A 15,625-nucleotide genomic window follows, 5' to 3' on the forward strand; every position below is an offset into this window, starting at 1 on the left:
GTACTACGGTTCGTGAGGGCTCCATCGACAGGACCGTCCCGGTCGACAGGTCCGGCACGGCTCCACGGACGCGCCCTGCCACGCCTGCACCGACGGCCCCTGTCACGCCTCCACCGACAGTCCAGCCTCGCGGAGTGCGTCGACGGCAGACAGGTCGTCGTGGAGCACGCCGGCGACCGCCCGCGTGATCGCCTCGGGGTCGTCGTGCTGGAAGATGCTCCGGCCCATCGAGACGCCGGCCGCGCCGGCGTCGACCGCGCCGCGTACCATCTCGACGGTCTGCCGGTCGGTCCCGCGACTCCCGCCGGCGATGACGACCGGCAGTCGCGTCGAGGTGACGACGTGCTCGAAGGAGTCGGCGTCGCCCGAGTAGCCCGTCTTCACCACGTCCGCGCCGAGTTCCTCTGCCAACCTGACGGCGTGCCCGAGACTCTCCGGGTCGTGTTCGTCGACGCCCGGCCCGCGAGCGTACGCCATGGCGAGGACGGGGACGTTGTACCGCTCTGCCTCGGAGATGACGCCGGCGAGGTCCTCGATCTGTTCGGGTTCGTGGTCGCTCCCGACGTTGATGTGGAAGGAGACCGCGTCCGCACCGACCCGGATGGCGTCCTCGACGGTGCCGGTGAGTCGCTTGTCGTTCGAGTCCGGTCCGATCGTCGTCGAGGCGTTCAGGTGGACGATGTAGCCGCGTCCGTTCTTGTGCGGGTGGACGCGCGGGGCGATGCCCTTCTGTGTCAGGACGGCGTCCGCGCCGCCGCGTGTCACCGCGTCGATGGTCGATTCGATGTCCTTCAGACCCTTCACCGCGCCCAACGTGATTCCGTGGTCCATCGGGACGATCAAGTACTGCCCGCCTGTGGAGATCCGTTCGAGTCGAGACTGGAGACCTGCGTTCATGAGTGTGTTATCCTCTGCCATGCGATGGTTATGTGCGTTCCGCTTTCGGTACTCGTTGCGCGAACCCGCGCCCGGCCCCGGCGACCAGTTCCTCGCTCAGGTCCGTGAGCCGTCGGGCGATCTCGGCCGGATCGTCGCCGGCCTCGTGGCCCTGGGCGACGATGTCGACGAGTGCGCTCCCGACGATGATGCCGTCTGCGCCGCCCGCGACGATGCGTTCGGCGTGGTCGCCGGAACTGATCCCGAAGCCGACCGCCTTCGGGACGTCCCACGCCGACAGGCGCGACAGACTGTCGGTCGTCTGGTCGGAGACGTCCGCCTGCGCGCCCGTGACGCCGAGTCGGGCCTGGACGTAGACGTAGCCGGACACCTGCGACATGATGCGCTGGAGTCGCTCGCCCTTCGTGGTCGGCGCGACGATGAAGATCAGGTCGAGGTCGAACTCGTCGCACGCGTCTCGAAGCGGGTCGGCCTCCTCCGCCGGCAGGTCGGGGACGACGAAACCGTCGAGGCCGACTTCTGCCGCCTTCTCGACGAACGGTCGGGGGCCTTCTTCCTCTCCAAATTGATAGATCAGGTTGTAGTACGTCATGCAGACCAGCGGCACCGACACGTCGAGGTCTTCGACGAACTCGAAGAACCGCCGGGGCGTCATCCCGCCCTCCAGCGACCGGACGACCGCACTCTGGATCGTCGGTCCCTCCGCGATCGGTTCCGAGAAGGGTAAGCCGAGTTCGATGACGTCCGCGCCGCCGGCTTCGAGCGCTTCGACGTACCGCAGGGAGTCCTCGTAGTTCGGGTCGCCCGCCGCGAGGTACGGGACGAACGCGGGGCCGTCGGCGAACGCCTCGGGGATTCGGCTCACCGCATCGCCCCCTGGAAGACGCTCATGTCCGGCGCGATGTCGATGTCGCGCTTCGCGGTCTCCTCGATCGCGGCTTCGAGGTCCTTGTCGCCGCGCCCGGAGACGTTCACCATCACCGTCTCGCCGAGCGACTCGTGGTCGCGTTCGAGGAACGCGAACGCGTGGGCTGTCTCCAGTGCGGGGATGATCCCCTCCAGTTGTGAGAGACGGTGGAACTCGGTCAGGGCCGCGTCGTCGTCGACGTTGACGGCGTGGACGCGCCCGGTGTCGACGAGGTGCGCGAGTTCGGGGCCGACGCCGGCGTAGTCCAGCCCCGAGGAGACCGAGTGAGACTCCATGATCTGGCCGTCGCGGTCCTGCAGGACCTTCGTGCGTGCCCCGTGGAGGACGCCCTCGGTCCCGGTCGACAGCGACGCGGAGTTGGGCGCGACGCCCGCCTCCTCGTCGACCGTGAGCGACGAGCCACCGGCCTCGACCGCGTACAGGCCGACCGACTCGTCGGGGACGAACGCGGCGAACGCGCCCATCGTGTTCGACCCGCCGCCCGCACAGGCGAGCACCGCGTCCGGTTGCGTGCCGACCTGCTCGTCGAACTGCCGCTTCGCCTCCTTCGAGATGACCGAGTGGAAGTCCCGGACCATGGCCGGGAACGGGTGGGGGCCGACGATAGAGCCGATGACGTAGTGGGTGTCCTCGACGTTCGTCGCCCAGTCGCGCATCGTCTCCGAGATGGCCTCCTTCAGCGTCCCGCGCCCGGTCGTGACCGGGTTGACCTCGGAGCCGTTGAGTCGCATCCGGAAGACGTTGGGTCGCTGGCGGTTGATGTCGCGCTCGCCCATGTAGATCTCACAGGGCACGTCGAGGTGGGCCGCGGCCATCGCGGTCGCGGTGCCGTGCTGGCCCGCGCCGGTCTCGGCGACGATGCGCTCCTTGCCCATGTACTTCGCCAGCAGGACCTGTCCCAAGGCGTTGTTCAGTTTGTGTGCCCCGCCGTGCAGGAGGTCCTCGCGCTTGAGGTACACCTCGCGGTCGTAGCGTTCGGAGAGGCGGTCTGCCCGCTGGAGCGGGATGGGTCGCCCGCCGAAGTCCCGCAGTCGCTGGCGGAACTCGTCCATGAACCCGTCCTCGTTGTCGAGGACGTACCGCTGGTAGGCGTCGGTCAGTTCCTCGATTGCCGGCATCAGCGCCTCGGGGACGTACTGGCCGCCGTACTCGCCGAACTTGCCCGGTCGTGTCTCGTCCGTCTCGCTCGCCTCGCTCATCGTCGGTGCTCCCTCGGTGTGTCCGTCGTCGCCGTGTGTGTGGGTCGTGTCATGTGTCGTCCTCGGCTGTCGGCTCCGCCGCGTCGTTCGATGTCTGGTTCTCGGTCTCCGCGTCCGTGAAGCGTGCGGTTCGGTCCCGCACGTCACCGGCCATGATCGCACTGCCGATCAGCAGTGCGTCCGCGCCCGCCGCCCGCATCCGGTGTACGTCCTCGACCGTCGCGATCCCGCTCTCGGCGATCAGGGTCACGTCGGCGTCCTCGGGGACTGCACTCGCCACGCGTTCGAACGTCGAGAGGTCGACCTCCAGTTTCGCCAGGTCGCGGTTGTTGACGCCGACGATCTCCGCGTCGGCGTCGAGTGCCTCGTGCAACTCCGCCTCGTCGTGGACCTCGACGAGCGGCTGGAACCCGCGCGCTTTCGCGGCCGCGACCAGTCCCGGCAGGTCGTCCACGAACCGCGCGATCAACAGAACCAGATCGGACTCTGCGGCGTCCAGTTGGTCCTCACGCAGGAGAAAGTCCTTCCGGAGCACCGGCACGTCCACGGCCTCGCGGACTCGGGCGAGCGTCTCGAGCGACCCGCCGAAGTGCTCCGGTTCGGTCAGTACCGACAGCGCCGTCGCGCCGCCGGCGACCATCTCGCGGGCGAGTTCCACGGGGTCGTCGTCGCGGGTCCCCTCGGTCGTGGGACTCGTGGGCTTCACCTCGGCGATCACCGGGACGCGACCCGCGCGTTCGGCGCGCGCGACCGCCTCGGGGAACGACCGCGCGTCGACCGTCACGCGGTCGTCACCGCCCGGTCGCGCCGCCGCGGCGTCGAGGATCGACTGCACCGCAGGCGCGACCTCACCGTCAGTAGCGTTCATCGTTGTTCACTAATGCACTAATCTGTTCATAAGCCTTGCGTCCGCGCGGAGCAGGGCGTCCCCGTCCGGGACCACACACCACACGCTTGAAACCCGCGAGTCGCCAACAGCGAGATACGATGGACGACGCGGGCATCTACGCACGGGAGTTCGAGCCACTGGGTCGGGCGGTCGAGATCGGCGTCGCGGGCGGGAAGGTCGTCGGCGTCTCCTTTCCCGAGACCGCACCGACGGACGCCGAGTCCGACCACCCACTGCTGGATCGCATCGACGACTACCTCGCGGGCGCGTCGGACCACTTCGACGACGTACCGGTCGCGCTGACGGTCCCGACCGACCAGCGGCGTGTCCTCGACGCAGTCCGAAAACTCCCCTACGGCGAGACCGTCCGCCGATCGCGCGTGGCGAACCTCGCGGGGTTCGACGGCGACGACGAGGACGACCTGCGACTCGTCGCGGAAGCACTCCGAGAGAACCCGGTTCCACTGTTCGTGCCGGACCACCGCGTCGAGGGCGTGCGGGGGGCGACCCCCGGCGACGTGGCCGAGGCACTCCGGCGGTTGGAGCGGGACTGACTGGCCTCCGACCGCCGAGTCGGCCACAAGACATATTCTGTCGCTTCCGCCACCGTCGAGTATGCCAGGGTTCGGTGTCGCCTTCCTGTTGGTCCTCCTGCTCGGCCTCCTCGCGCCGTTCGTCCTCTACTACCTGATCTCGGCCGAGACGGCCGACCAGCAGACGCTCGATCGGGCCGACGCAGAGCGTGTCGCCCGGCAGGACGACCCGCCCGACGAAGGTGGCTGAACGGGGCGAGCGAGCGACGCCTGCGCGGCACCCGAGGCGTCTGCCGTAACCGGAGCCCGTTTCCGACCCGCGACCGAACCGACGTCCGTGTCCGACACGCCCGCGATTCCGTGGCGTTCGCCGACGCTCCACGTCGTCCTCGCCAGTTCACTGATGGGCGTGATGGGCGTCTCGCTGATCAGTCCGACACTGCCGGCGGTCCAGCAGGCGCTCGGCGTGACCGAGACGCAGGTGAGTCTCCTGCTGACAGCCTTCTCCCTGCCGGGGATCGTCCTCGCGCCGCTGATCGGGATTCTCGCCGACCGGTACGGTCGCCGGGCGGTGCTGGTGCCGTGTCTCGTCGGCTACGGACTCGCGGGCGGGAGCGTCGTCCTCGTCCGGAACTTCGAGGTCATCCTCGCGCTCCGCGTCGTCCAGGGGAGTGCCGCCTCGGGGCTCGTCACGCTCGCCGTGACGCTCATCGGGGACGCCTTCGCGGGCCGCCAGCGCAACCAGTTGATGGGGATCAACGGCGCGGTGATCTCGGTCGGAACGGCCTCGTACCCACTGCTCGGCGGGGCGCTCGCGGAACTCACGTGGACTGCACCCTTCGCGCTGTACCTGCTCGGCGTCCCGGTCGGCCTGCTGGCGCTTCGGGCGTTGCCGGGGCGCGAGCAGAGTGCCGGGGACGGCGAGAGCACGCGCGGCCTCGACTACTTCCGGGGTGTCGTCTCGGCAGTGCCGGCCCGACGCGCTCTGCTCGTCTACGGCACCTACGTCGCGGTGTTCGTCGTTCTCTACGGTGCGGTGTTGACGACGCTACCGCTCCTCCTCTCACAGGCGTACGGGCTGTCGCCGTTCGGCAACGGCTTGATCCTCACGGCGTCGTCGGTGATGACCGGACTCGTCTCCGCGAACAACGGGCGACTCGCCGGTCGGTTCTCGAACGAGCGACTGGTCGGCTTCGGCTTCCTCGCGTACGGCTTCGGCCTGCTCGGCGTCTGGCTCGCCGGGTCGCCGACCGAGACCGGCCTCGCAATCCTGCTGTTCGGCACCGGCATGGGGCTGACGCTCCCCTCGCTCGACACCGCGACGAGTTCGCTCGCCGGGCGGGAGTATCGCGGGGGCGTCACCAGCCTCCGGACGACGGCGATCAGACTCGGCCAGACGATCGGCCCGCCGCTGTTCACCACGGTCGCGGTCGTCACCGGCTACCGACCGCTCCTGTTCGCCGCGAGTGCCGCCACGCTCGCGGTCGGCGTCGTCGCCACGGCGGTCCTCGCTCGCTGACCGATCTGTGGTGCCGATATCGTCGACGTTTCGATATCTTTGTGCCGAAGCGGATTTACAGTCTCTAGACAGCCGATAAAGGTTCTAACCGTCTCTCACAACGTCGTAAAACGACGTGAGACCGGGTAAACACCGGCCGAATCGGGGGTGAACGACGGTAAACCGTCTGAACACCCGGCAACGATCACTCGTTTATACGGGGGTGTCGCTCGTGGATGCAAGTGAGACGAACCATGTCCGCCCCCGAACTCTCCGATCAGGCCGTTCGCACCGCCACCGACGCCCCCTGGGTCGTCGTGAGTCTGGTGACCACGCTCTTCCAGTACGTCCTCCTGCCCGTGCGAGCGGCGTCCTTCTGGCTCGCGACCATCCTCCCGTTCTCGTACCTGCCGATGCTGGCGACCGGCGTCGTCGGGGAACACCCCCTCGGCTTCCTCGGTCTGCTGTCGGTGAACGGGGTGGCGTTCGTGCTCGGCCAGGGCTACAAGCGCCCCGCGTGATCGAGCGAGAAGCCTGATCGACCCCCGCGTCTCACCCCCCTCCACCCCGCCGACGCACACACCCTCCCACGGGGCTCTCCATCCTCCACCCCGCCGACGCACACACCCTCCCACGGGGCTCTCCATCCTCCACCCCGCCGGCGCTCCCAGCCTCCCGATTCGGCTCGCGTCCGTCGACTTACTCGTCACTCGACGAGTCGTCTGCCAGTCCCGAGTCGACGGCGTCGGCTATCTCGCGTGCCTCGGCGACGTGGTCGTCGGCCGTCGCGTCGTCGGTGTCGTCGACCTCGGCGAGGAGTCGCCGGACGTGTCCGATTCGGTCGGCGACCACATCGCGGTCGACCTCGCCGTCGGCCAGGTCGGTGGCGACGGCCTCCGCCTCGCCGAGCCACCTGCTCGCGGTCGTCTCGACCGGTCGTTCGGCGGTGGCCGCCAGGTGGTCGGCGAGGGCGACGAGTCGGTCGTGGAGTGTCGCGTCGTCCATACGTATCGCTCGTGCCCACGCAGAAAAGCAGCACCGGTCGCAGTCGGTTGCCCACCAATCGGTCGATTGCTCGGTCCGTGTCGTCGTCTCGCCGGTCAGGCGTCGAGGAGTTCGTACGCGACGTCGACGAGTTCGTCGGGGTCGGCCGCTTTCAGTCGGTCGTCCCCCAGGAGGAGTCGGAGCCGTGGTCGTCCGATGTCCATCGGCACCTTCTCCGTGGTGAGGAGTCCGGCGTCTTCGAGTTTGTTCTTCACGCGCGAGAACGTCGCCTTGCTGGCGACGCCGATGTCCTCGCCCCACTTGCTGATGTCGTACAACAGGACCTCGTGTTTCGCCGCGACGAGCAGACTCAGCGCCACCTCGTCGAGTTCGTCGTCACCGCGCACCGCCTCGACGGAGTCCAGCACCGACGAGAACGTCTCGGCGACGTCCTCGCCGATGTCCTCCCGAAGCGCACCGTCGACACGCGACCGAGGCGGTGTCCGGAGGTCGAAGCTGTCGGCCGACTCCCACTGCGCCGCACAGCGGTCGCCGGCGGCGGTGGTGAACTCCTCGTCGTCCGTCGAGAGGAGTGCGACGTGCGACCCGGCGGCGACCACGGCGTGGACGCCGGCTTCGGTCACGTAGAGGTGGTTGCCCTGCTCCGGGTCGGCGCTCCGGAGTTCGAGCGCGTCACTCGCGACGAGGTCGGCCGCGCGACTCGCCACGAGAAACTCCCGCCGGAGGTCCTTACAGACGGCCTCCTCGGCGAGCACCTGCAGGGTCGGCAGGTCGCCGTCGTAGGCGGTCGCGGTCTCCACCAGCGCCTCCAGCGCCTCCGAGGACGGCTGGACGACGAAGACAGTTCCATCCGATTCGGACAATAATTTCTCTATTATCGACCTGTAGTCTTTTTCGACTCTATTGGTAAGCATTCCCAGCGTAGGAATTACGACCAGGACGTAAATATCTACCTGAGGCATGTCGATCCGATTCTGAATATTGACCGCCTCGCCACGACATTCGGCGAGAAAAGTGAATGAATAAGAAGTAGTCGTCGGTATCGACCGACGAACGTCCGAACTTGTCGGTGGGTGCCACCGTCGGTCGGTGGTGTGCGGAGGCGACGTTCGGTGGCCGGTCTTCCGCCACTCGCGATCAGTACCCGGCGACGACGACCGTCAGTCGTGTGGTCCCACGTTCGGTGGTGACGTGGACGTCGAACGCGACCGCGACGAGGTGGGTCTGGCTGACCTGAGAGAAACCTTGCCAACCTCGGTCGCTGCGTACGTTTATAAACGATTAAGCGGCATCTAAAATAGTGGTTGGGCCTACTCGCACCGTTAAGATCAAACTGGATGTACCCACCGAGCGAAGCGACGATCTCCATCGGACAAAAGACCAGTTCCTCTACTGTGCGAATACTGCAGCAGAATGGGCATGGAAACATCCAGACGACTACTGTGTAACCTCAAAGAGGAAAGCTAACGCTGCCCTATACGATCAACTTCGAGACGAGACGGAATTGACTGCTAACCTCGTCCAGAAGGGTATTGGGCGCGCTATCGAGGCCACGAAAAGCGGTGTGGCTCGCCTGAAAAAGGGCGAGAAGACGAGTCAACCACACTTCGACGCGTGGAGCGTCCTTTACGATAAACGCTCGGCAACGTTCCACCGCGATCACGTTTCGATATCAACAGTGACCGGGCGCGTCGAATGCGACTACGTGCTTCCCGACGCCCCTGAAGGAACACCGATTGGCGAGTACCTGTTGAATGAGGACTACGAGTTTCGCATGGCCACGCTTCAGTACGACCGCCCCACGGAGTTCTTCTACCTTCACGCATGGATGCGACGAACGGAGACCGACAAGCAGTCTACGACCACATCTGACACCAAGCACAGAACAGTCCTTGGTGTTGACCTGAACGTGAATGGGTCGCTCGCCGTGACATCGACAGGTGCATTCATCAAGAACGCCGACGCGATGAACCATCGGCGCCGTGAGTTCGAGAAGATCCGCGGCTCAATGCAGCAGACAGGCTCGCGGTCGGCACATCTGTCGATGCAGTCGATCAAAGACCGTGAACACCGCTGGGCGCAAGGCGAACTCCACCGTACCTCGAACCAGATTCTCGACGAAGCTCGTGACCACGACTGTACGCACATCGCGTTCGAAGACTTGACCGATATTCGTAAACGAATGGCTGGTGCGAAGCGATTCCACGCATGGGCGTTCCGACGCTTGTTCGAGTACGTCGAATACAAAGCCGAGAGGTTTGGCATCGTTGTCAAGCAGGTGCGTCCTGCGTACACGTCTCAACGATGCTCGAAATGTGGCTTTACTCACAAATCGAATCGGCGGTCGAAACACCAGTTCGTGTGCCAGAAGTGTGAGTACGAACTGAACGCAGACTACAACGCGAGCAAGAATATTGCTCGCAGACTGCTCGGCCGACTCCACTCGGGGCAAACGTCTCCGGGTGGAGGCGCACGCTGTCAGTGTGCGCTACAGTCAGGGACACTGAACCTGAACGGCAATTCCAACGCTTCCTCCATAACGGAGGCAGAAGGGGAGTCCACTGACAAGCCCACAACTGAAGACGTGGGTAACTGACGCGTACCACGCCCAATTCGTGACGTGAATGAGAGGTCTCGACTCGTTATAGACGAAAGTACAGTTTTTGGGTATTTTCTAGGATTTTAGAAAGATTCGATCAAGAAGTTCATTCGGCTATCGAAGAGAAGAGAGACAGATCAGATTTTGGGACTCAGATTGATCGACACTGCTCACGCGAACGTCAGACCGTTCTCCGCAGCGATCCGGTAGCCGGCACTCGCCGTCACACTGCCGACGGCGTGAGACATGCTGACGAGGCCGACGAAGGCACAGCGTGTCCGTCCGTCGTCGCTGTACTCGTGGTAGATCGGTCCGCCGGACTCGCCCGCGTCCAGCGGCATCGAACACCGGATGCGATCGTCGCCGGTGTATCGGTTCAACAGACAGCCCGACGCGCGCTGCTCGACGGCGGTGATGGTCCCCGTCGTGAAGCAGGTTCGCCACGTGGACTTGACGACGTCCTCGTCCAGCGCCCGGAGGGCGTGGACACCCCAGTTCGTCTCGACGCCGCCCATCGTCCCCGAGTTCGGGACGTCGGTACGCATCGTCCGGTCGGCGACACCGAGGTCGACGACAGAGAGGTCCTGGTCCGGGTCGGTGGCGACGACCTCGCCGACCGTCTCACCGCGTCGTCGCAGTACGGGTCGCGGTGCGCCGGGCGCAAGTTCACACTGGGCTTCGGTGTCGAACTGGTGTGCACAGGTGATCGCCCGCTCGGTACCCGGGGCGTCCGTCACCTTCCACCCGAGCGAGACGGTGCCGAGGGGGTCGCCCGCTGCCGTCTGGACGCCGACGGCCTCGCCGGCGTAGAGGTCGGCAGCGTCACCGTAGCAGTCGGCTCCGGCGGTCACGTCCGGAACCACACCGGCGTCGTCGCGGACACGCACCTCGTGTGTCTCGACCGGGACCGTCGCTCCCGTGTCGTGATCCGGCGGTGCTGTCGTCCGGGGGTCCACCTCGGCGACGAGTTTCGGCGTGTGCCAGTCGGCGACGGTCGCCGTCGCGTTCCGCCGCGTGACACGGAGGACGCCGTCGCGTGCGGCGAGAGCAGACACGAGTCGGTCGGCCGCCCGTTCGTGTTCGAGCCAGTCGACCGGCACCGAGCGTCGGGCGCGGACGCCGTCCCTGCCGACGACCGTCGGGACGGTCGTCCACCGGAGACGCTCCCCGCGCACGAGAGACGGGAGGCCGAGAGCGCCGACGAAGGCCGCACCGACACGTTCGAGGACCGCACGTCGGGTGTGCGAGCGCATTCGAACGAGATGGACGCGCAACACGTTGGAGGCTCGGCCTGATAATCGAGATGCGCGCGGAGGACGGTACGGCACAGTGCTTTTGCGTCTCGCTCGTGAACTGCCCGCCGGGGAGCCAGTATGCCCCTCGTTCCGCACCTACCCGCCGACGAACCGGATCGGGATCGCTCCGCTCCCGACGTCGGAGAGATCGTCGAGGACATCCTCGACGGCGGCGACGACGGTCCCGCACCGTCGCCGGCGTGACCAGTCGTCGGGAGTGCAGTGCGGTCGGCCGTCGGGCGACAGACGGGTCCGGCGGCTACCGTTCCCACCACGTACCAGCCGCGAGTGACCACCGACCGCCGCGTCCGACGACCGCCACGGTCGGCCGGCGAGGCGTCGGGCGTCCGACGACCGTCCGACGCAGGTTTTTGTAGCAGGGCGACCCAGACTCACGTCAGCCGATCCCACAATGACAGGTGAGCGTGACGACCACGACGTACCCATCGAGATCACCGTCGCCGAGGAGTCCGACGACCGGCCGAGCCTCGTCCCCGACTCGCGGATGGACGTGGCGGTTCGGGGACAGCTCTACCCGACCGGCCAACTCGAAGACGGCCGGTTCGTCGCGTGGTGGTACGAGGCCGACGCGCCGGCACTCGACGACCCTGCGACGACCGAGTGGGTCACCGCGCCGACGCGCTTTCTCGCGGCCGCGACGCTCCGAGAGTTGTGGGAAGACCCGACGACGTTCGGACAGGTGACTGCCGACGGGCAGGCCTGAGCGGTCCCACGGTCGGCCGCGGCCGAACGCCTCGACGCGCCCGCTCAGCGGTTCGTGGACGACACAGGCCACAAATCACTTTTCGGGGACGACCGTAGCCGGATCTATGCCCTCCACACGTAGACGCCTCCTCGCTCTCGTCGGTACCGCAGGCGTCGGCAGTCTCGCCGGCTGTACTGGCGACCTCCTGTCGTCCGGCTCCGCGTCCGACGCCGAGCAGTGTCCCCCCTACGAGATTCCACGCTGGACGGTCAACGGCCGTGACTGGTCGCCGCCGGTGGTCCACGGAAATCGCGTCCTCGCCGGTACACGCTTCGCGGTGACCGGCGACGTCGTTCGATCCCGACTCGTCTCCGTGAACGCCGACGACGGCTCCGACCAGGCGATCGGGACCGTCGAGGGCGGCGGCTTCGGCGTCCCACAGGTTCACGACGACACGGTGTTCGTCGGCACCGGCACGGATCAGGTGTTCGCACTCCACGCCGAGACGGGTGACGAGCAGTGGGTCTACGACGCAGGCGGACAGGAGGAGTACGGCGGCGGCGCACCGGGGCAACCGGCAGTGGTCGGCGAGACGGTCGTCGTCGGAATCTCTCACTCCGAACAGCCCGACGCCGACCCGGTCGACCCGGCCGACTACACACACCGCGTCGTCGGACTCGACCGCGACTCGGGGACCGAACGCTGGGCGACCGCGTTCGACGATCTGGTCTGGGCTGGGCCGACTCGTCTCGGTGGCTCGGCTGGTTCGAGTGGAGCGAGTGACGAGGTGGTCGTCACGACGCAAGGCGGGACGGTCGCGCGACTCGACGCGGAGACGGGAGACGTGCGGTGGCGCACCTCGCTCGACGCCGGCATCGAGCGACGGGCGCTCGTCGCAAACGACCGGGTCGTCGTGGCGACCGTCGAGGGAAGCGTCAGGGAACTGGACCCCGCGTCCGGCGAGTTGGGCTGGCGCGGCGCACTGCGGGGCGAGCCGGCCGACTGGGCGCAGACCGACGAGGGAATCGTCGTTGGCGACGACACGGGAGCCGTGACCGCGATCCGTCCTGCGCGGGACGGCGAGCAACGGTGGCAGTACGAGGCCGGCGCGCCGGTCGGCGGCGTCGACGCGCGGGGCGGGGTGGTCTACGCCCTCGACCAGCGGGGCGTCGTTCACGCGATCAGCGCTGCGGAGGGGACCCGGCTGTCCCGCCAGCGATACGCAGAAGGCCGAGAGGACGACTGTGGGTGGAGTGGCAACGTCCCGCGGACGTACGGGCTGACCGCGAGTGAGGAGTCGCTGTTTCTCGCCGGGCGGTGGCTCGGTGCAATGACATCCTCCTGGGCCTGAATGCCAAGGTTTCCTCGCGCTGGGGGTATCGCTTACTGACCCACGGAGGCAACTTGCGGGTTTGTGCGCTCCTCGTTGGAACAAGAGCGTGATGACTCTGACCAGTCGTGGTCGTCCCACTTGAGGCGCACAGGCCGTGCCATCGGCCGTGCTACCGTCGTCTGCCGTCTCAGGAACGTCTCTGATGCCGTGAGATCCGCGTGCCCCTCGAAGCCGCACGGACACGCCAGCGTGTCGCGGTGGCGCGTCGTTCGCTCCGTGGACCCGCACTGCGGACACTCTTGGCTTGTCCACGCTTCTGACCGGACTTCGACGTTCATCCCGTACTCCTCGGCGGTACACACGAGCCGGTCGATGAACACCCGAAACGCCCAGAAGTTGTGTGTCTTGGCGTTTGCTTCGATCGACCAGTGCGTAGAGAGTACGTCCGTCAACGCCCCGACGTACACTGTGGATACGCCCTCGGCGTGCAACCGCTCGATGAAGTCGCGTGCGAGCGCGTCTTGGGCGTGGTCGCGGCGACGCGTCCGGCGTCGGTACAGCGACCGTATTCGGTCCGAGGAGTACTGGCCGTCGTCCAATAGCGATTGGAGTCGGGCGATCTCTTGTGTGGTTTCGCGGAACCGCTCGAACAGGTCGCGTCCTTCGTAGAGGTACTGCTGGCCGGTCGTGGTCGTGCAGGCGACGAGGTTGTTCACACCGATATCCAGCGCGGCGGTTTCGTCCGCCAGTGGGTGTGCCAGTCGAGAAGTGTCGATTGTGACTGGCTGAAAAGCCCTGAATGTCTGTGCGTTCTCGTCCCAGAACAACTCTAACCGGCCCTGCTTGTCGTACTCCGTCCAGTTTGGTTCGCCCCGGACTTCGAGCCGGAGGCGCTCGCGGTATCCAAGACCGTACTCCTCTTTCAGGTCTTGGCCGACGAGGATTTCGAGACGGGAGTATTCGCCCCACTCGACGGAATATGATGTGTTGCGGATGTAGGTCCGGAATTCGCGTCCTTCGCGTTCGTTGCCCCAGTATCCGGGCTTGCCGTTGGCTTCTCCCTTCTTCTGGAGTGCGAAGAACGACCGCCACGCTTCGCGGTTCTTGCGTTCGATTTGCTGAACGGTTGACGCCCCGAGCGTGCCGCCGTAGCGTCCGCGATACTCGCTGATTTCCCAGACGTCCGCTTCGGGGTCGGCGTAGTGTTCGCGGCGCTCGTAATTGATTTCGTTCCAGAGAGCGGCAGAAGCGTCCAACAGGCGTCGAAGCAACTCCTCATCCGCATCGGACTGAGGAACCACGTCGAACGTGTTGGTCCGCTTCATCAATTCCATCATGGGGCACCACATTCAATAACCTATGGTTTATCAATGGTGGCATGGCAACGACGGTCCAAATTGAGATAGAGGACGACGAACAGTACGAGCGGCTACGGGCGATTAAGCGCCACAACGGTCTGACGTGGAAGGGGATGTTGCTCCACGCGGCCGAGAACTTGGATACCCCGGACTGAGCGGCGTCGGTGGTTGTTCCCCAGTTGGCGGATTCACGCCCGCCGTAAACGGTGGGACTCTCTCCTTGAATCAGGTAGTGTTTGAATACGCCGAGTCGGTTGCGTGGATCGGTGGATTGTGGTGACATCTACTGGGAGCCTCCGCCCGTCGGGCGGCTCGAAAAACTGGGGTGCGGGCACACCAGAGCGGGTAGAAGCGCGCCGCTGGAGGGTTCAGAGACACTGACTCTCGACTCTGAGTTTCACATCTAGGTGCTGTCTTGCGGTTCTGTCCCCTACGAGGAGCGATTTGGTGTACCCCCGATCTGGTGGATTCCAGCTTTTGAGCACCTGTCTCGACCGGTTCCCAGACAGTGTAGGTGAACGGTCAGCGTTGCGTCTCGGGGTTTCACACTCGGATCTGACGTCACAGCGCAGTCGAGATGCTGTGTCGCTGTCTCTCCGTGGCTCGTTGTATCTTCACGATCGGTATATTCTCCCGGTAGAAGCCGTCTCGAAGCAATCTGTGACTGAGTGTGAACGGTATCTGCGTCGGGGACGTCTACCTCTGGACACCTGCGAATCCTGCATGTAGAGGCCTCTCGTGGTCGAATTCAGGTATTCAGCTCGATCAGAGACGGACTCGTCCTCAAAGATCTCTGCCGTGAACGAACCGAACCGCACGACGGAATCCGATTGTGAAGATTCTCAGCGAGCAGCATACGGGAGTTCTGGTGTGCACGGTCGCGTAAATCTCAGTAGAATCTGGGCGGAGGCACTCTGTATCTCTTGTTACCAACACATCTCTTCGACTCGTCCCGACCGTCGAGTAGATTCACGATCACTCACACCCGGTCTGCAAACTCACACTACCGGGGATCAGGGCCGGTTGTGAAGATCACTCCGCGTTGTTAGAACAGCCGGGACCGTCTCTCGCTGGTTCTGGGTGGCTAATTCCCGGTGTGAGATAGCTCGATCATCAACGCAACATGGGTGATCCGGGGAACGCAGCGAAAAAGTCATCTCAGTATCTCGAGACACGGTGATGAGCCAGCTTTTCGACTGCGCGTTTCCAACATCGGTTTTTCAGCAACGACGGGTTGACTCGCGCCGAGAGGACCGATAGAACGGTCTGCGTGCGTCCATCAGTGGATCACAGGTCCGAAGGAAGGACAGGTGAGTTCAGGATCGGCGATGATGGACAGGAGACGCATGGGGAGAGAAGAGAATCGAAGAGAGGGAGATACATCC

Annotated in this window: 18 protein-coding genes; 9 read left to right on the forward strand and 9 right to left on the reverse strand. The window is 65.5% G+C overall.

All coding sequences use genetic code 11. The annotated features are described in order from the left end of the window. Nucleotides 1-102: 102 nt before the first annotated feature. From LI337_RS10175 to trpC, 4 genes are read right to left on the reverse strand one after another with little or no spacing between them, the layout of a single operon-like run. The gene (locus LI337_RS10175) at nucleotides 103-897 is read right to left on the reverse strand and encodes a 2-amino-3,7-dideoxy-D-threo-hept-6-ulosonate synthase (protein ID WP_227229734.1); all 795 of its coding nucleotides are present in this window, start codon (nucleotides 895-897) and stop codon (nucleotides 103-105) included. Between the two features lie 28 nt (nucleotides 898-925). Continuing rightward, on the reverse strand, nucleotides 926-1,762 hold the full coding sequence (gene trpA / locus LI337_RS10180) for a tryptophan synthase subunit alpha (protein WP_227229735.1): 837 nt from the start codon (nucleotides 1,760-1,762) through the stop codon (nucleotides 926-928). After that, entirely contained in the window at nucleotides 1,759-3,024 is a 1,266-nt protein-coding gene (gene trpB / locus LI337_RS10185) for a tryptophan synthase subunit beta (protein WP_227229736.1), read from the reverse strand. Before trpB ends, trpA begins: the two co-directional genes overlap by 4 nt. Nucleotides 3,025-3,073: 49 nt before the next feature. After that, complete coding sequence (gene trpC, locus LI337_RS10190) at nucleotides 3,074-3,892, reverse strand: indole-3-glycerol phosphate synthase (RefSeq protein ID WP_227229737.1); 819 nt, start codon at nucleotides 3,890-3,892, stop codon at nucleotides 3,074-3,076. A 119-nt stretch (nucleotides 3,893-4,011) separates the two neighbouring features. Between trpC and LI337_RS10195 the strand changes: the two genes are divergently transcribed. The 4 genes from LI337_RS10195 (at nucleotide 4,012) to LI337_RS10210 (ending at nucleotide 6,465) form a co-directional block, all read left to right on the forward strand. Then, on the forward strand, nucleotides 4,012-4,467 hold the full coding sequence (locus LI337_RS10195; protein WP_227229738.1) for a methylated-DNA--[protein]-cysteine S-methyltransferase: 456 nt from the start codon (nucleotides 4,012-4,014) through the stop codon (nucleotides 4,465-4,467). A 61-nt stretch (nucleotides 4,468-4,528) separates the two neighbouring features. Next, nucleotides 4,529-4,696 carry a DUF8143 family protein gene (locus LI337_RS10200; protein WP_227229739.1) on the forward strand — a complete coding sequence of 56 codons (168 nt, stop codon included), beginning with the start codon at nucleotides 4,529-4,531 and terminating at the stop codon, nucleotides 4,694-4,696. An 87-nt stretch (nucleotides 4,697-4,783) separates the two neighbouring features. Then, nucleotides 4,784-5,965: an MFS transporter gene (locus tag LI337_RS10205; RefSeq protein ID WP_227229740.1), complete on the forward strand. Its 1,182-nt coding sequence runs from the start codon at nucleotides 4,784-4,786 to the stop codon at nucleotides 5,963-5,965. 221 nt (nucleotides 5,966-6,186) lie between these two features. After that, the gene (locus tag LI337_RS10210) at nucleotides 6,187-6,465 is read left to right on the forward strand and encodes a DUF8028 family protein (RefSeq protein WP_227229741.1); all 279 of its coding nucleotides are present in this window, start codon (nucleotides 6,187-6,189) and stop codon (nucleotides 6,463-6,465) included. Nucleotides 6,466-6,643: 178 nt separating this feature from the next. Here the strand turns inward: LI337_RS10210 and LI337_RS10215 are convergent, their stop codons facing one another. The 3 genes from LI337_RS10215 to LI337_RS20285 all read right to left on the reverse strand — a co-directional run bounded on the left by LI337_RS10215 (nucleotide 6,644) and on the right by LI337_RS20285 (nucleotide 8,224). After that, nucleotides 6,644-6,949, reverse strand: coding sequence for a DUF8152 family protein (locus LI337_RS10215; protein WP_227229742.1), 306 nt, complete (start codon nucleotides 6,947-6,949; stop codon nucleotides 6,644-6,646). 95 nt (nucleotides 6,950-7,044) lie between these two features. Then, nucleotides 7,045-7,863: a transcriptional regulator TbsP gene (gene tbsP / locus LI337_RS10220; RefSeq protein WP_303645253.1), complete on the reverse strand. Its 819-nt coding sequence runs from the start codon at nucleotides 7,861-7,863 to the stop codon at nucleotides 7,045-7,047. A 223-nt stretch (nucleotides 7,864-8,086) separates the two neighbouring features. Beyond that, nucleotides 8,087-8,224 carry a DUF7261 family protein gene (locus tag LI337_RS20285; protein ID WP_425600779.1) on the reverse strand — a complete coding sequence of 46 codons (138 nt, stop codon included), beginning with the start codon at nucleotides 8,222-8,224 and terminating at the stop codon, nucleotides 8,087-8,089. Nucleotides 8,225-8,249: 25 nt separating this feature from the next. Here LI337_RS20285 and LI337_RS10225 point away from each other — a divergent pair, with 25 nt between their 5' ends. Beyond that, nucleotides 8,250-9,545: an RNA-guided endonuclease InsQ/TnpB family protein gene (locus LI337_RS10225; protein WP_227229744.1), complete on the forward strand. Its 1,296-nt coding sequence runs from the start codon at nucleotides 8,250-8,252 to the stop codon at nucleotides 9,543-9,545. Between the two features lie 173 nt (nucleotides 9,546-9,718). On the opposite strand, the gene LI337_RS10230 is transcribed toward LI337_RS10225, so the two are convergent. Next, nucleotides 9,719-10,801 (reverse strand): trypsin-like peptidase domain-containing protein, encoded by a 1,083-nt coding sequence (locus tag LI337_RS10230; protein ID WP_227229745.1) that lies wholly within the window; start codon nucleotides 10,799-10,801, stop codon nucleotides 9,719-9,721. Between the two features lie 120 nt (nucleotides 10,802-10,921). On the opposite strand from LI337_RS10230, the gene LI337_RS19900 reads away from it, so the two are divergent. The 3 genes from LI337_RS19900 (at nucleotide 10,922) to LI337_RS10240 (ending at nucleotide 12,900) form a co-directional block, all read left to right on the forward strand. Beyond that, nucleotides 10,922-11,047: a hypothetical protein gene (locus LI337_RS19900; protein ID WP_264474993.1), complete on the forward strand. Its 126-nt coding sequence runs from the start codon at nucleotides 10,922-10,924 to the stop codon at nucleotides 11,045-11,047. Between the two features lie 208 nt (nucleotides 11,048-11,255). Further along, a complete protein-coding gene (locus LI337_RS10235; RefSeq protein ID WP_227229746.1) occupies nucleotides 11,256-11,567 on the forward strand; it encodes a hypothetical protein in 312 nt (103 codons plus the stop codon). 106 nt (nucleotides 11,568-11,673) lie between these two features. Then, the gene (locus tag LI337_RS10240) at nucleotides 11,674-12,900 is read left to right on the forward strand and encodes a PQQ-binding-like beta-propeller repeat protein (protein WP_227229747.1); all 1,227 of its coding nucleotides are present in this window, start codon (nucleotides 11,674-11,676) and stop codon (nucleotides 12,898-12,900) included. Between the two features lie 32 nt (nucleotides 12,901-12,932). Here the strand turns inward: LI337_RS10240 and LI337_RS10245 are convergent, their stop codons facing one another. Further along, on the reverse strand, nucleotides 12,933-14,207 hold the full coding sequence (locus LI337_RS10245; RefSeq protein WP_227229748.1) for an RNA-guided endonuclease InsQ/TnpB family protein: 1,275 nt from the start codon (nucleotides 14,205-14,207) through the stop codon (nucleotides 12,933-12,935). Nucleotides 14,208-14,260: 53 nt separating this feature from the next. Here LI337_RS10245 and LI337_RS19905 point away from each other — a divergent pair, with 53 nt between their 5' ends. After that, the gene (locus LI337_RS19905) at nucleotides 14,261-14,395 is read left to right on the forward strand and encodes a hypothetical protein (protein ID WP_007276028.1); all 135 of its coding nucleotides are present in this window, start codon (nucleotides 14,261-14,263) and stop codon (nucleotides 14,393-14,395) included. Nucleotides 14,396-15,625: the final 1,230 nt, after the last annotated feature.

The sequence above is a fragment of the Salinirubrum litoreum genome, assembly GCF_020567425.1.
Taxonomy (GTDB): Archaea; Halobacteriota; Halobacteria; order Halobacteriales; family Haloferacaceae; genus Salinirubrum; species Salinirubrum litoreum.

Bases quoted from the DNA above. Each gene is read 5' to 3' on its own strand.
- LI337_RS10175 (WP_227229734.1), bottom strand. From the start codon at position 897: ATGAACGCAGGTCTCCAGTCTCGACTCGAACGGATCTCCACAGGCGGG.
- trpB (WP_227229736.1), bottom strand. From the start codon at position 3,024: ATGAGCGAGGCGAGCGAGACGGACGAGACACGACCGGGCAAGTTCGGC.
- trpC (WP_227229737.1), bottom strand. From the start codon at position 3,892: ATGAACGCTACTGACGGTGAGGTCGCGCCTGCGGTGCAGTCGATCCTC.
- LI337_RS10195 (WP_227229738.1), top strand. From the start codon at position 4,012: ATGGACGACGCGGGCATCTACGCACGGGAGTTCGAGCCACTGGGTCGG.
- LI337_RS10200 (WP_227229739.1), top strand. From the start codon at position 4,529: ATGCCAGGGTTCGGTGTCGCCTTCCTGTTGGTCCTCCTGCTCGGCCTC.
- LI337_RS10215 (WP_227229742.1), bottom strand. From the start codon at position 6,949: ATGGACGACGCGACACTCCACGACCGACTCGTCGCCCTCGCCGACCAC.
- tbsP (WP_303645253.1), bottom strand. From the start codon at position 7,863: ATGCTTACCAATAGAGTCGAAAAAGACTACAGGTCGATAATAGAGAAA.
- LI337_RS10230 (WP_227229745.1), bottom strand. From the start codon at position 10,801: ATGCGCTCGCACACCCGACGTGCGGTCCTCGAACGTGTCGGTGCGGCC.
- LI337_RS19900 (WP_264474993.1), top strand. From the start codon at position 10,922: ATGCCCCTCGTTCCGCACCTACCCGCCGACGAACCGGATCGGGATCGC.
- LI337_RS10235 (WP_227229746.1), top strand. From the start codon at position 11,256: ATGACAGGTGAGCGTGACGACCACGACGTACCCATCGAGATCACCGTC.
- LI337_RS10240 (WP_227229747.1), top strand. From the start codon at position 11,674: ATGCCCTCCACACGTAGACGCCTCCTCGCTCTCGTCGGTACCGCAGGC.
- LI337_RS10245 (WP_227229748.1), bottom strand. From the start codon at position 14,207: ATGAAGCGGACCAACACGTTCGACGTGGTTCCTCAGTCCGATGCGGAT.
- LI337_RS19905 (WP_007276028.1), top strand. From the start codon at position 14,261: ATGGCAACGACGGTCCAAATTGAGATAGAGGACGACGAACAGTACGAG.